The sequence below is a fragment of the Glycomyces salinus genome (assembly GCF_016428645.1).
GTDB classification, from domain to species: domain Bacteria; phylum Actinomycetota; class Actinomycetes; order Mycobacteriales; family Micromonosporaceae; genus Glycomyces; species Glycomyces salinus.
In genome coordinates this window covers 24,287-37,193 of the sequence record NZ_JAELXW010000042.1, presented here as the reverse complement: position 1 = coordinate 37,193, position 12,907 = coordinate 24,287, and the positions used below count along the sequence as shown (strand labels likewise).

12 protein-coding genes and 1 pseudogene are annotated in these 12,907 nt (G+C 71.2%); 9 read left to right on the top strand and 4 right to left on the bottom strand.

Going from position 1 to position 12,907, the window contains the following annotated elements; translation table 11 throughout:
* Positions 1-217: 217 nt before the first annotated feature.
* Together JFB92_RS13330 and JFB92_RS13325 are read left to right on the top strand one after the other, a co-directional pair.
* On the top strand, positions 218-1,249 hold the full coding sequence (locus JFB92_RS13330) for an SIS domain-containing protein (RefSeq protein WP_199039444.1): 1,032 nt from the start codon (positions 218-220) through the stop codon (positions 1,247-1,249).
* 79 nt (positions 1,250-1,328) lie between these two features.
* Positions 1,329-2,552, top strand: coding sequence for a hypothetical protein (locus tag JFB92_RS13325; protein ID WP_199039342.1), 1,224 nt, complete (start codon positions 1,329-1,331; stop codon positions 2,550-2,552).
* Between the two features lie 18 nt (positions 2,553-2,570).
* Here JFB92_RS13325 and dprA read toward each other — a convergent pair whose 3' ends face one another.
* From dprA to JFB92_RS13305, 4 genes are read right to left on the bottom strand one after another with little or no spacing between them, the layout of a single operon-like run.
* Entirely contained in the window at positions 2,571-3,722 is a 1,152-nt protein-coding gene (dprA, locus tag JFB92_RS13320) for a DNA-processing protein DprA (RefSeq protein ID WP_199039340.1), read from the bottom strand.
* Positions 3,723-3,730: 8 nt separating this feature from the next.
* Positions 3,731-5,269, bottom strand: coding sequence for a YifB family Mg chelatase-like AAA ATPase (locus JFB92_RS13315; protein ID WP_199039330.1), 1,539 nt, complete (start codon positions 5,267-5,269; stop codon positions 3,731-3,733).
* A complete protein-coding gene (locus JFB92_RS13310; RefSeq protein WP_199039328.1) occupies positions 5,236-5,634 on the bottom strand; it encodes a YraN family protein in 399 nt (132 codons plus the stop codon). The genes JFB92_RS13315 and JFB92_RS13310 overlap by 34 nt, the downstream gene beginning before the upstream one ends.
* Complete coding sequence (locus JFB92_RS13305) at positions 5,631-6,167, bottom strand: murein hydrolase activator EnvC family protein (protein WP_199039326.1); 537 nt, start codon at positions 6,165-6,167, stop codon at positions 5,631-5,633. Before JFB92_RS13305 ends, JFB92_RS13310 begins: the two co-directional genes overlap by 4 nt.
* 406 nt (positions 6,168-6,573) lie before the next feature.
* On the opposite strand from JFB92_RS13305, the gene rpsB reads away from it, so the two are divergent.
* The 7 genes and pseudogenes from rpsB to JFB92_RS26960 form a co-directional block, all read left to right on the top strand.
* Positions 6,574-7,407: a 30S ribosomal protein S2 gene (gene rpsB / locus JFB92_RS13300; protein ID WP_199039324.1), complete on the top strand. Its 834-nt coding sequence runs from the start codon at positions 6,574-6,576 to the stop codon at positions 7,405-7,407.
* 11 nt (positions 7,408-7,418) lie between these two features.
* A complete protein-coding gene (tsf, locus tag JFB92_RS13295; protein WP_199039322.1) occupies positions 7,419-8,231 on the top strand; it encodes a translation elongation factor Ts in 813 nt (270 codons plus the stop codon).
* A gap of 123 nt (positions 8,232-8,354) precedes the next feature.
* The gene (pyrH, locus tag JFB92_RS13290) at positions 8,355-9,095 is read left to right on the top strand and encodes a UMP kinase (RefSeq protein WP_199039320.1); all 741 of its coding nucleotides are present in this window, start codon (positions 8,355-8,357) and stop codon (positions 9,093-9,095) included.
* A 92-nt stretch (positions 9,096-9,187) separates the two neighbouring features.
* Positions 9,188-9,745, top strand: a complete 558-nt coding sequence (frr, locus tag JFB92_RS13285; RefSeq protein ID WP_199039318.1) for a ribosome recycling factor — start codon at positions 9,188-9,190, stop codon at positions 9,743-9,745.
* Positions 9,745-10,704, top strand: coding sequence for a phosphatidate cytidylyltransferase (locus tag JFB92_RS13280; RefSeq protein ID WP_199039314.1), 960 nt, complete (start codon positions 9,745-9,747; stop codon positions 10,702-10,704). Before frr ends, JFB92_RS13280 begins: the two co-directional genes overlap by 1 nt.
* 99 nt (positions 10,705-10,803) lie before the next feature.
* Complete coding sequence (gene rlmN, locus JFB92_RS13275) at positions 10,804-11,958, top strand: dual-specificity RNA methyltransferase RlmN (RefSeq protein WP_199039311.1); 1,155 nt, start codon at positions 10,804-10,806, stop codon at positions 11,956-11,958.
* A 21-nt stretch (positions 11,959-11,979) separates the two neighbouring features.
* Positions 11,980-12,235: pseudogene (locus tag JFB92_RS26960) on the top strand (DivIVA domain-containing protein); the annotation flags it as partial.
* Positions 12,236-12,907: the final 672 nt, after the last annotated feature.

Sequence of the window (12,907 nt, the reverse complement as noted above, 5' to 3'; positions counted from 1 at the left end):
CCGAAGGCGTGAGCACAAGCTTGTCCAAATCGCCGCCCGGGCGCCGCCGAGGCGGAGCTAATCTCGTCTGGGTGGCAGGTGGACGCCGCGTCGGCGGGTCGACTACGCTCATTATGAAGGTTTATTTAATATTTGGCAGTACGCGCACGAGGAGCAAGACGTGAACCAGCCCCCCAGCGGCGAAACCGAGGCGACCGCGCCGACCCCCGGCGCAGGCATGGCCGCCGACATCGCCGAGCAGCCCGAGGTCCTGGCCGGCATCCTCGACCGCGGCTCCGACGAGATCGCCGCCGTGGCCGCCCGCATCGCCGAATACCGCCCCCGGTCGATCGTGTTCACCGCCCGCGGCACCTCGGACCACGCCGCCCTCTACGCCGCCTACCTGACCGAGATCCGCCTCGGCCTGCCCGCCGGACTCGCCAGCCCCTCGGTGGTCACCGTCTACGACTCGCGGCCCGACTGGTCCGGCAGCCTCGTCATCGCCGTCAGCCAGTCCGGCGGCTCGCCCGACCTCGCCCAAGTCCTGGCCGCCGCCCGCGCCTCGGGCGCGCTCACCCTGGCCGTGACCAACGCCCCCGACTCGCCCCTGGCGGCCGAGGCCGAACTCCACCTCGACGTCCGCGCCGGCCACGAGCGCGCCGTCGCCGCCACCAAGACCTACACCGCCGAGCTGCTCACCCTCCTGCTGCTCATTGAGGGCGTGCGCAGCGGCACCGGCCGCGTCGACCCCGCCGAGTCGGCCGCGCTCGAGAAACTCCCCGAGCTCGCCCACGACGTCCTCGACGGCTCCGACGCCGACGAGCTGGCCGGCCGCTACCGCTTCGCCGAGCGGTTCGTGACCACCGGCCGCGGCTACGCCTACCCCACCGCTCGCGAGACCGCGCTCAAGCTCATGGAGACCTCCTACCTGCCGTCGCTGGCCTTCTCCGGCGCCGACCTGCTCCACGGGCCGCTGGCCATGACCGACCCCGGTGTGCCGGTGCTGGCCGTGGTCGGCTCCGGCCCCGGCGGCCACGCCATGTGGAACGTGCTCAGCCAGCTCGGCCGCCAGCGCGCCGACGTGGTCGTGGTCGGGGCGGCCGATCTTCCTGGTCAGACCGCCAGGCTGAGGACCCCCGCGGTCGACGAGCGCCTAGCGGCTATTCTCGACATTCTTCCCCTGCAGCAACTCGCGCTCCATCTGGCGATAGGGCGCGGCGAGAATCCCGATGCGCCACGCGGTCTCAAAAAGGTCACGGAGACCATGTGAGCGCTCCGAGTCGTACCCGGATTGTGCTGTTCAATCTCGGTTAACCTGAGCTTTCCCCGATCTCGATAGGCTCCGCAATATGCAGGCCCCGGCAACCTCGAGTTCAATCACCGAGATCGTCTGGCACGACAGGCGCTATTCGGCCCGACCCGTCGCCGGAGGCGCGGCGTTCGAACTCTATTCGGACACCCAGGAGAACGGATTCCAGCCCAGCGGCCGGTCCTTCCACCGGTACGTCCACGCCTCCGAAGTGGCCAGTGCCGGCGCGGAGCTGCTGCGGGCCGGGGTCGCCCCGGTCTCGGTCCCGGTCATGCCGGGCGCCGATTTCCAGACCGTTCACCAGTTCAGCCAGAACCCGCGCATCGAGGGCGCCGAGCGCGCCCTGGTCTCGACCGTGCGCGCGACGGCCTTCATCGACGTCGGCACCCGCATGATCAAGCCGTTGAGCCGCCACCAGGTCGCCCGGCAGCTGACCAGTTCGCCGCTGGTCAGCGGCGTGTGCTTCCGCGAGTTCGACGTGGCCCACCTGCGCACCCCCGCCGACCGGGTGATCCTGGCGGGCGATCCGGACAACGTCTCCGACGTCGTCTTCGCCCTGCGCTGGAAGGCCATATGCTCGTGCGACTACGTCAGCACCGAGGCGGTCCACTTCCCGGGCCTGGTGTCCATGCCCGGCCGCGAGCGGCGCGGCTCGATGGTCCTGGGCACCGGCTTCGTGCCCAGCGGCAACCATCTGATCCCCGAGTTCGCCAGCGCGAACCTGGCCGACCTGCCGCTGACGGCGCGGGCCGAGATCCTCGCCTACACCGCCGAGGGCCACCAGATCGCGCTGTTCCAGTACCAGCCGCAGACCAACGTCTGGGACCGCGTGTCCGGAGCCCGGCACCGCGACCTGGTCAGCCGCATCCCCGGCACCGAGAGCGGGCGGGCCCTGTTCCGGGTCGACCCGGCCATCCACGCCGGGCTCACCGGCGAGCACGAGGGCGACCGCGTCCCGGTCACCGCCGACCCCGGTCACGGCTTCAGCGCCTACGTGCGCGGCGCCGCCAGCCGCAATCCGGTCAAGCGGCCCCAGCGGTTCTACACCAAGGCCCGCTGGCGCGACACCGAAGTCCTGGTCCTGGGCCGCAACGAGGACTGGGTGCGGCTGCGGCTGCGTCAGCCCGACGTCGAGTCGGCCATGACCACCGGCGCCGCCTGCGTCGAACGAGGCGTCTACGAATGCTGGGCGCCCCGCGCCGAACTCGAGAACCCCCGCACCGTCACCGTGGACTACCCCCACGGCGAGGACGGTCCCTGCTGACCGCTCGGGGCACGTCCCTCATCTGGCCAGTCGCCACCTCCCTTCCAGCAGCTCGACCCACCCGTCCGAGCGCAGCTTCTCCAGCGCCTCGGCCGCCTTGGGCACCGGCACGCCCGCCGCGGCCGCGAGCCTGACGTCCTCGACCACGTAGCCTCGCGGCAGCGCCTCGACCAGCCGGGCCTCGATCTCGGTCAGGCTGTCGAACGGCCTCCGTGGCGAGGGCGGCGGCGTCGCCATCGGCCCGGCGATCCCGGTCAGGTCCTCGATCACCTCCTCGGCGCGGGTCACCAGCCGCGCCTCCCACGGCTCGCGCGCCAACTGATGCACGCCCACCGAATGCGAGGAGGTCACCGGGCCCGGCGTGAACATCAGCACCCGCCCCAGCTCGGCCGCGTGCCGGGCGGTGTTCCGGGCTCCCGAGCGCACCCCGGCCTCGACCACGACCGTCCCGGCCGCCAGGGCCGCGATCACCCGATTGCGGGTCAGGAACCGGTGCCGCATCGGCGAGGCCCCCGGCGGCCACTCGCTGACCAGCAGCCCGCACTCGACCACCAGGTCGAACATCGAGCGGTTCGCCGCCGGATATGGCTGCTCGACCCCGGAGGCCACGACCGACACCGTCGGCCCGCCGCGCGCGATCGCACCCAGATGGGCGGCCCGGTCGATGCCCAGCGCGCCGCCGGAGACGATCGTCCAGCCCGCCTCGGACAGGTCCGCGGCCAAGTCGTCCGCCAGGTGCTCGCCGTACTCGCTGGCGACCCGCGCGCCCACGATGGCCACCGACCGCCGGCACACGGACGCCAGCGAGCCCCGGCCCTTCACCCACAGGCACCGCGGCGGCCGCAGATGCGGCTCGTCGGCGTCGCAGACCAGCAGCAGATCGCGCAGCTGCTCGGGCCAGTCCGGGTCGCCGGGGACGAGGACCCTCGCCCCGGCGTGCTCGGTCGCCGAGACCAGGTCGGCGGCGCGCCCGGCCGGATTCGGAGTGCACGCCACGGTCGCGCCGGTGATGCGGCCCAGCCGTTCGGGGACGTCCCCCGACCAGATGCGTTCGACCGCCGCCACCGGCCCGACCTCGCCCAGCAGGTCGTCGAGCTCGCCGTCGCCGGGCTCGACGATCGAGGACAGCAGCATCAGCGCCTGGCGCGGGTCGTCGGGAAGACTCGTCACGGACCCTCCTAGGTGATCGTGTAGCCGAGGCGCAGCTCGGCGGCGGAATCGATGTCGTCGGCGGTCGGCCGGTCGTGGCCGCGCAGGTCGGCGAGGGTCCATGCGAGCTTGAGGATGCGGTCGTAGCCGCGAGCGGTGATGCGCTCCTTGCGCAGCAGCCCGTCGGCGGTCCCGGTGGCCGCGGCCGGGAGCCGCCACTGCGGCGAACGCAGCGCCGGGCCCGGGACCTCGCTGTTGAGCCTCCAGCTCTCCCCGGCCCCGGACCAGCGGGCGGCGGCGATCTCGCGGGCGAGCGCGACCCGCTTGGCCACCGGCCCGGACGGCTCGGCGTCGGCCACGTCGGCCAGGATCGCCGAAGCCGCTGGCGCCTCCACGTCGATGCGCAGATCGATCCGGTCGCGCAGTGGTCTGGAGATGCGCCCGAAATAGCGTTTGCGCTCCCCTGGGGGACATCGGCATTCGATCGGCCGGGTCGGCGCGCACGGGCACGGATTGGCGGCCAGCACCAGCAGCATCCGGGCCGGATACCTGAGCGTGCTCTCGGCCCGGCGCACCAGCACTTCGCCGCTCTCCAGCGGCTGCCGCAGCGAATCGAGGACCTCCCGCCGCCACTCGGGGGCCTCGTCCACGAACAGGACGCCCCGGTGGGCCAGGGCCAGCGAGCCGGGGCCGGGGTGGCGGCCGCCGCCGATGAGCGCCTGGATGGTCATCGAATGGTGCGGGGCCTCGAACGGGGCGGCCCGGATCAGCTCGGCCGATCCGCCGGTGAAGCGGCCCCGCAGCGAGTACAGCGAGGTCACCTCGACCGCCTCGTCGTCGGTCAGCGGCGGCAGGATCGAAGGCAGCCGCTCGGCCAGCATGGTCTTCCCGGCTCCCGGCGGCCCGACCATGAACATGTGGTGGCCGCCGGCGGCGGCGATCTCCAGCGCGCGCCGGGCCCGCGGCTGGCCGCGCAGGTCGGCCAGGTCCGGCAGGGCGGGGGCCGGGGCGGTCCGGCCCGGCGCGGCCGGCTCCAGGTCGGCCTGCCCGTGCAGCCAGGCGACCAGGGCCGCCAGGTTGCGCGGGGCCAGGACGGTGAGGCCGTCGACCAGGGCGGCCTCGTCGGCGTTCTCGGGCGAGACGATCGCGGTGGCGAACCCGGCCCGGCGGGCCTCCAGCAGCGCCGGGAGCGTGCCGGGCACCGACCGCAGGCTCCCGTCGAGGCCGAGCTCGGCGAGCAGGACCGCGCCGGTCAGCCGGTCCCCGGGGACCATCTCGTCGGCGGTCATGATCGTGATCGCCAGCGCCAGGTCGGCGGCCGAACCCGTGGTCGGCAGCGAGGCCGGGACGAAGTTCACCGAGACCGACTTGTCCGGGAAGCGTAGTGACGAGTTGGCCATGGCCGAGCGGACCCGGGTCTGGGCCTGGTTGACGACGCTGTCGGGCAGGCCCGACATGCGGACGGTGTCGGCGTGCTTGCCGCCGGACTTGAAGACCGAGGCCTCGACGGTGACCACGACCCCGGCGGTGCCGATCATGCAGACGGTGTCGGTGCGGCTGTATCCCATTGCTTCCCCCAGTGGTGTTCGAGCTTGATGCGGCGGGCGTCGACGACGGTCAGCGCGATCCGGTCGACGCGCCAGGGCTGGTCGTGGCGGCAGTGCTCGCGCAGCCAGGCCCGCGCCAGGCGCTCGACGCGGTCGAGCTTTGCGGCGTCGACCGACTCCAGCGGGCCGCCGTAGCGGGTCGAGCGGCGGGTCTTGACCTCGCAGAAGACGACCGTGTCCTTTTGCCGGGCCACGAGGTCGATCTCGCCGAGCCGGTGCCGCCAGTTGCGGTCGAGGACCTGCATCCGGTCGCGGCGCAGGTGCAGCGCCGCGTACTGCTCGCCGAGCCGCCCCAGGCGGCTCGGGCTGACCTGCCGGATGCTCATCGCGGGAGCAGCCGGACCAGGCCCGACCCGAACAGCAGCATCGGGTCGAGGTAGACCGGGCCGCGCTTGAGGCCCAGGTGCAGGCAGGACCGGCCGGGGCAGGAGGCGTGACCGGGTTCCAGGAGCCCGATCACCTGCCCGGCCGAGACCGGCTCGCCCGGCTTCACGACTGGCGCGACCGGTTCGTAGGTGGTGCGCAGGCCGCCGGGATGGTCGATGCTGACCACTCCCCGCCCGGCCAGCTCGTCGGCGAACACGACCGTCCCGGGACCGGCCGCGACCACTTCGCGCCCGGCGGCCGCGGCGAGGTCGACCCCCCGGTGGCCGGCCAGCCACGGCGCGGGCGGCGGGTCGAATCCGACCACCGGATCGAGCGGGCCCGCCGGGGCCGGCCAGGTCCCGCTGGGCGTGCCGGGGACCGCATCGGCCGGGCCGGCGGCGGCCTCGGCGACGGTCGGGTGGAGAATCGCGGTCGCGGCCAGCAGGGAACCGGTGACCAATATCGTGACGATCGCTGTGTGTAGTCGACGCATGGCTCAATGGTCCGGCCGTTCGTCCCCGATCGGCAAGAAAAAGTCCTTGCCTGTGGATAACTCCTAATATCACCTTTGCGACCTGCTGATACATAACGATATACGTGGCCTTTTCGGGTTCGGGTCCCGCGTATCTCCAATCACTGGGCTCCACCGCCCGCGCGCCAGGACCCGGCCCCTGAGTACACTGTCATCAGCGGTATGGCACCTCCGCGTGCCGCACCGACTTCGCGCGCTCGCCGCGGTCGAACCAATCCAATGCATTCCAGCAAAGGGCGAGGTCTGGCCGTAGCGGTCTCCCAGGTCCGGAATTTCCGGTTGCATGACCGCCGAGGCGGGCGCCAGGTGCGGGAGCCCCGATCCGGGGCGCTCCCGCTGTCAACCAGGGAAAGAAAGGACTACAACCGTGTCGGTTGTCACCATGAGGGCGCTGCTCGAGAGCGGCGTGCACTTCGGGCACCAGACCCGTCGCTGGAACCCGAAGATGAAGCGTTACATCCTCACCGATCGCAACGGGATCTACGTCATCGACCTGCGCCAGACGGTCGACTACGCCGAGAAGGCCCACGACTTCGTCAAGAACGTCGTCGCCGAGGGCGGCGAGGTCCTCTTCGTCGGCACCAAGAAGCAGGCCCAGGAGGCCGTCGCCGAGCAGGCCACCCGCGTCGGCATGCCCTACGTCAACCACCGTTGGCTCGGCGGCATGCTCACCAACTTCCAGACCATCCAGAAGCGCCTGATGCGTCTCAAGGAGCTCGAGATCCTCGAGGCCAACGGTGCGGCCAACCGCACCAAGAAGGAAATGCTCCAGCTCATGCGCGAGAAGGACAAGCTCGAGCGCACGCTCGGCGGCCTCCGCGACATGGAGAAGACCCCGCAGGCGATCTGGATCGTCGACACCAAGAAAGAGCACATCGCCGTCGACGAGGCCCGCAAGCTGGGCATCCCCGTCGTCGCGATCCTCGACACCAACTGCGACCCCGACGAGGTCGACCACCCGGTCCCCGGCAACGACGACGCGATCCGCTCGGTCGCGCTGCTGACCAAGATCATCGCCGACGGCGTCGCCGAGGGCCTGATGGCCCGCTCCGGCGGCGGCGAGGCCGAGGCCGGCAAGGCCGAAGGCGAGCCCCTGGCCGAATGGGAGAAGGACCTCCTCGAGGCCGAGAACAAGGAAGACACGGAGAAGGTCGTCGAGCCCGCGGGCGAAGCGGTCGTCGAAGAATCCGACAAGAAGTAAGAAGGGGAGCAATGGCCAACTTCACGATGGCTGACGTCAAGAAGCTCCGCGAAGCCACCGGCTCGGGGATGATGGACGTCAAGAAGGCCCTCGAAGAGGCGGACGGCGACTACGACGTCGCCCTCGAGGCCCTGCGCATCAAGGGAGCCAAGGACGTCGGCAAGCGGGCCGAGCGCACCACCGCCCAGGGGCTGGTGGCGCAGTCGGACGGCACGCTGCTGGAACTGCTCTGCGAGACCGACTTCGTCGCCAAGAGCGGACCCTTCATCGAGCTCGCCCAGACCCTGGTCGAGCTCGCCGCCGAGACCCGCCCGGCCGACACCGCGGCCTTCGCCGAGGCCAAGCTCGGCGACAAGACCGTGGCCGAGACCGTCGCCGAGGAGTCCGCGAAGCTCGGCGAGAAGATCGTCGTGGGCCGCGTCGGCTCGCTCGAGGGCGAGGTCGCCGTCTACATGCACCGCAAGGCCGCCGACCTGCCTCCGGCGGTCGGCATCCTCGTCGCCTACTCCGGCGACGTCGAGGTCGCCCGCCAGGTCGGCATGCAGGCCGCCGCCATGCGTCCGAAGTACCTGGCCCGCGACGAGGTGCCCGCCGACGTGATCGAGAACGAGAAGCGCATCGCCCTCGAGACCGCCAAGGAAGAGGGCAAGCCCGAGCGCGCCTGGGACAAGATCGTCGAAGGCAAGGTCAACGCCTACTTCAAGGACTTCTGCCTGCTCGAGCAGGCCTCCGTCAAGGAGAACAAGAAGTCCGTGCAGCAGGTCCTGAAGGAGGCCGGCACCGAGGTGACGGGCTTCCTCCGCTTCGAGGTCGGCCAGGAGTAGTCTCCGGTCATAGACCGCCGACTACACTGGCTCCAGCCGTATTGCATATGGAGGAGGCGGCGGCGTAGATGCCGCCGCCTCGTTCCATGTCCGGAGCCGAGCAGCCACAGCAGGGGGAGCGCCATGAGTGAAGCCACATACCGCCGGGTCGTGCTGAAACTGTCCGGGGAGGCCTTCGGCGGCGGCGCCGTCGGCGTCGACCCCGACATCGTCCAGGGGGTGGCCCGCCAGATCGCCGCCGGCGTGGCCGCCGGAGTGCAGGTCGCCGTGGTCGTCGGCGGCGGCAACTTCTTCCGGGGCGCCGAGCTCCAGCGGCGCGGCATGGACCGGGCCCGCGCCGACTACATGGGCATGCTCGGCACCGTCATGAACTCGCTGGCCCTCCAGGACTTCCTGGAGCAGGAGGGCGTCGACACCCGCGTCCAGACCGCCATCTCCATGGCCCAGGTGGCCGAGGCTTACATCCCGCGCCGCGCCATCCGCCACCTCGAGAAGGGCCGGGTGGTCATCTTCGGCGCCGGAGCCGGCCTGCCCTACTTCTCCACCGACACCGTCGCCGCCCAGCGCGCCCTCGAGATCGGCGCCAAGGTCGTGCTGGTGAGCAAGAACGGCGTCGACGCGGTCTACACCGCCGACCCCCGGGTCGACCGGGACGCCCAGCGGCTCGACGACCTCACCTTCGAGGAGGCCCTCAAGCGCGAGCTCATGGTCGTCGACCAGACCGCCTTCAGCCTCTGCAAGGACAACGGCCTGCCGATGCTGGTGTTCGGCGTCGAGGGCGAGGGCAACCTCCGCCGCGCCATAGTCGGCGAGAAACTCGGCACCCTCATCCACCCACAACTGTCGCCCCACCCGCACCCCTAGTCAGAGTGAACGCTCTTCCTTGTGCAGACGGGCCATAGCAGAACGGTACGGTCAGAAGTGCTGTCAGGCCGCAAGAGAATGTGAGTAGAGCCGTGATCGACGATAGCCTCCTCGAAGCCGAGGAGAAAATGGAGCGGGCCATCGAGCACGCCAAGGAGGAGTTCGGCGCCATTCGGACGGGCCGCGCCTCCTCTGCCATGTTCAACCGGGTCACCGTCCAGTACTACGGCGCACAGACGCCGCTCAACCAGGTGGCCTCGATCGCCATCCCCGAGCCTCGGATGGTGCTGGTCAAGCCGTTCGACGCCTCGCAGATCAAGGACATCGAGGACGCCATCCGCAACTCCGACCTCGGCGTCAACCCCTCCAACGAGGGAACCCAGCTGCGACTGAACCTCCCGCCGATGACCGAGGAGCGCCGTCGCGAGATGGTCAAGGTCGCCCGCACCAAGGGCGAGGACGCCAAGATCGCCATCCGCAACATCCGCCGCCGGGCCAAGGACGAGATCGGCAAGTTCGTCAAGGACGGCGAGGCGTCCGAGGACGAGGGCCACACCGCGGAGAGGGAACTCGACGACCTCACCGGCCGCTTCACCGGCATGGTCGACGAGTTGATGAGCTCCAAAGAGTCCGAACTGCTCGAGATCTGATGAGCGCACTCCCCGACGGTCCCCCCGGCGGTCGCTCCCACCCGTCGCCCGACGGGGAGGGGCGGCACTCCGACACCGCCGAGCCCGACCCCGATCCAGCCCCCGAGGGCCGGCGCCGCCCTTCGCCCGGCCGCAACCTGCCGGTGGCGATCGGCGTCGGCCTAGGACTGGCCGCCGTCGTCCTCGCCTCCCTGCTGATCCGCCCGATCGCCTTCCTCGGCCTGGCCATGATCGCCGTGGCGGTCGCCTGCTGGGAGACGGGATCGGCGATGCGCAGGGGCGGCAGGAACGTCCCGGTGATCCCGCTGGCCGCCGCCGGTGCGCTCATCGTGGTCCTGGCCTGGTACGGCGGCGCCACCGGGCTGCTGCTCGGCACCGCCGTGGGCGTGGCGGCCCTGTTCGTGTGGCGCCTGGCCGAGGGCGCCACCGGCTACCGGGCCGACGTCCCGGCCGGCTCGCTGGTGCTGGTGCAGGTGCCGTTCCTGGCCGGGTTCGTGATGCTGCTCGCCACCTCGACCGCCGGGGAGGCCGAACTGTTCGGCTTCGGCCTCGAGACCGGCGCCGCCCAGGTGCTGATCATGCTGTTCACCGTGGTCCTGTCCGACACCGGCGGCTACACCGCCGGTGTCCTGTTCGGCCGCCACCAGATGACGCCCAAGATCAGCCCTAAGAAGTCCTGGGAGGGCCTGGCCGGGTCGGTCGTGGCGGCAGCCGCCGGGGCCGGTCTGACCCTCTGGCTCGTGTTCGGGGTCAGCCTTCCGATGGGCGTGGCGTTCGGCGTCTGCGCGGCCCTGGCCGCTACGTTGGGGGATCTGTCCGTCTCGCTGCTGAAGCGGGACCTCGGCATCAAGGACATGAGCAATCTCATCCCGGGGCACGGCGGGGTCATGGACCGCCTGGACTCCATCCTCATGGTCGCGCCGGTGGCCTATGTGTGGTTCGGCTACCTACTCGGGTGATTGTCCTGATCGGTGGAGCAGAGGGAGGAGAGCTCGGGGTGAAAACCGCGATCTGGGGTTGGCGGGCTTGGCGCGTCGCATGCGAGACTAGGTCATGACATGTCTATAGCACTCACGTTGACCGAGCCGCGCCCGCGCAAGAAGGCGCCTGTGCACCTCGCCGACCTGGACCTGGCGGGGTGCGAGTCTGCGCTGTCCGAGATCGGGCAGCCCGCCTTCCGAGCCAAGCAACTGCGCAACCAGTACTTCGGGCGCCACGTCGGCGACGCGACCCTGATGACCGACCTGCCCGCCGCCGCCCGCGAGACGATCGGCGAGGCCCTGCTGCCGCGCCTGCTGGACGCGGTGCGCCTCGACGACTGCGACGGCGGGAAGACCGTCAAGGCGGTCTGGAGGCTCCACGACGGCGCCCTGGTCGAGAGCGTCATCATGGCGTATCCGGACCGGGTGACCGCCTGCGTGTCCTCTCAGGCCGGCTGCGGGATGGCCTGCCCGTTCTGCGCCACCGGCCAGGGCGGCCTGACACGCAACCTCACCACCGCCGAGATCGTCGACCAGGTCGTGGCCTGCGCCCGCATCGCCGCCGAGCGCGGCCTGGGGCGCCTGTCCCACATCGTCTTCATGGGCATGGGCGAGCCGATGGCGAACTGGCCCCGGCTCCAGAAGGCCCTGCGTCTGATCACCTCCCCGGTCCCCGACGGGGTGGGCCTGTCGGCCCGGCACGTGACGGTCTCGACCGTCGGCCTGGTGCCCCAGATCCGGAAACTGACGGCCGAGGAGCTGCCGGTGACCCTCGCGGTCTCGCTCCACGCCCCCGACGACGAACTCCGGGACGAACTCGTCCCGATCAACACCCGTTGGAAGGTCGCCGAGGTGCTGGCGGCCGCCTGGGACTACGCGGAGGTGACCAAGCGGCGCGTCTCGATCGAATACGCGATGATCAGGGACGTCAACGATCAGCCGTGGCGGGCGGATCTGCTCGGTGAGCTACTGGCGGGTAGGCTGGCTCATGTCAACCTCATCCCGCTCAACCCCACGCCGGGGAGCCGCTGGGACGCCAGTCCCAAAGCGGTGGAGGCGGAATTCGTGCGGCGGCTGCGCGCTGCGGGCGTACCGACGACGGTACGTGATACGCGCGGCCAAGAGATCGACGGCGCCTGCGGGCAGTTGGCCGCTTCGGTCCGGGAGGCTGGTTCGTCCAGCGCTGCCGAACCGGAGCCCGGCGGGCTGACCTCCAGCGACGCCGCGAGTTAGGCGGAGAAGGGTGGCTTGGTAGTGGCGAGTCATGGGGATCGATTCCGGCGCCGGGCATTGAGCCGGGGCTACAAGGTCGACGAAGTGGACGCGTTCTTGGACCGCGTCGAGGCCACCCTCGCCGGTGAGCCCGTCGGCAGCCCGGTCTCGGCCGATGAAGTCGACGACGTCGTCTTCCGCGTCCGGTTCGGCGGCTATGACGAATGGCAGGTCGACGTCTACCTTGACCGGGTCGCGAGGCAGCTCGCCGAGCTCGAGGAACGGGGCGTGCTCGGCACCGCCCCGGCCCCCGACTTCGGGAAGCCGGAGAGCACGGGCTCGGTCCCGGCCGCTCCGCCGGCGCCGCAGCGACGCGAGCCCGACCCGGCGCCGACACAGGCCATTCCCGCCAGCGAGATGATGGCGGCGCGTGAAGTCCCGCCGCCGCCTCCGCCGCCCGCGCGCGAACCCGTCGGCCGCGCCGCCCGCGCCGCCGTCGAACCCGATCCAGAGGGATTCGGCGACCTGCGGGCCGGCCCCGACGACGAGGGCTTCGGCTTCCTCGCCGCGCCTCCCGGTGACGACTATGAGGATCCGTTCGCGCAGCGAAGCGGAGCGAACAATGAGTTCGGTGCGCAGCGAAGCGGAGCGAACCCCGAACCCAGTGCGCCGCAGTACAGCGGAGCGAGCCATGAGTACGGCGCACAGCACAGTGCACCGAACCTGGATCCGGGTGCGCCGCGCGGCGGCCCGCCCCAAGAGCCCGCCCCCATGCGCGGCGCCAACCCGGAATTCGGGCCCGGTCCCGGCGGCTTCGGCCCGCCCAGCGCTCCCGAACCCGTGCCTGGACCGGCCGGGGACTTCGGGCCCCCGCACGGCGGCCCTCCACCGGTCCCCGACGGACCCCAGGCGGGCTCGTCGCCGAACGGCGCGACCCAGCAGCTCCCGCTCCAGTCCGACCCGCGTCGCG

Bases quoted from the DNA above. Each gene is read 5' to 3' on its own strand.
- JFB92_RS13330 (WP_199039444.1), top strand. From the start codon at position 218: ATGGCCGCCGACATCGCCGAGCAGCCCGAGGTCCTGGCCGGCATCCTC.
- JFB92_RS13325 (WP_199039342.1), top strand. From the start codon at position 1,329: ATGCAGGCCCCGGCAACCTCGAGTTCAATCACCGAGATCGTCTGGCAC.
- JFB92_RS13315 (WP_199039330.1), bottom strand. From the start codon at position 5,269: ATGGGATACAGCCGCACCGACACCGTCTGCATGATCGGCACCGCCGGG.
- JFB92_RS13310 (WP_199039328.1), bottom strand. From the start codon at position 5,634: ATGAGCATCCGGCAGGTCAGCCCGAGCCGCCTGGGGCGGCTCGGCGAG.
- JFB92_RS13305 (WP_199039326.1), bottom strand. From the start codon at position 6,167: ATGCGTCGACTACACACAGCGATCGTCACGATATTGGTCACCGGTTCC.
- tsf (WP_199039322.1), top strand. From the start codon at position 7,419: ATGGCCAACTTCACGATGGCTGACGTCAAGAAGCTCCGCGAAGCCACC.
- pyrH (WP_199039320.1), top strand. From the start codon at position 8,355: ATGAGTGAAGCCACATACCGCCGGGTCGTGCTGAAACTGTCCGGGGAG.
- JFB92_RS13280 (WP_199039314.1), top strand. From the start codon at position 9,745: ATGAGCGCACTCCCCGACGGTCCCCCCGGCGGTCGCTCCCACCCGTCG.
- rlmN (WP_199039311.1), top strand. From the start codon at position 10,804: ATGTCTATAGCACTCACGTTGACCGAGCCGCGCCCGCGCAAGAAGGCG.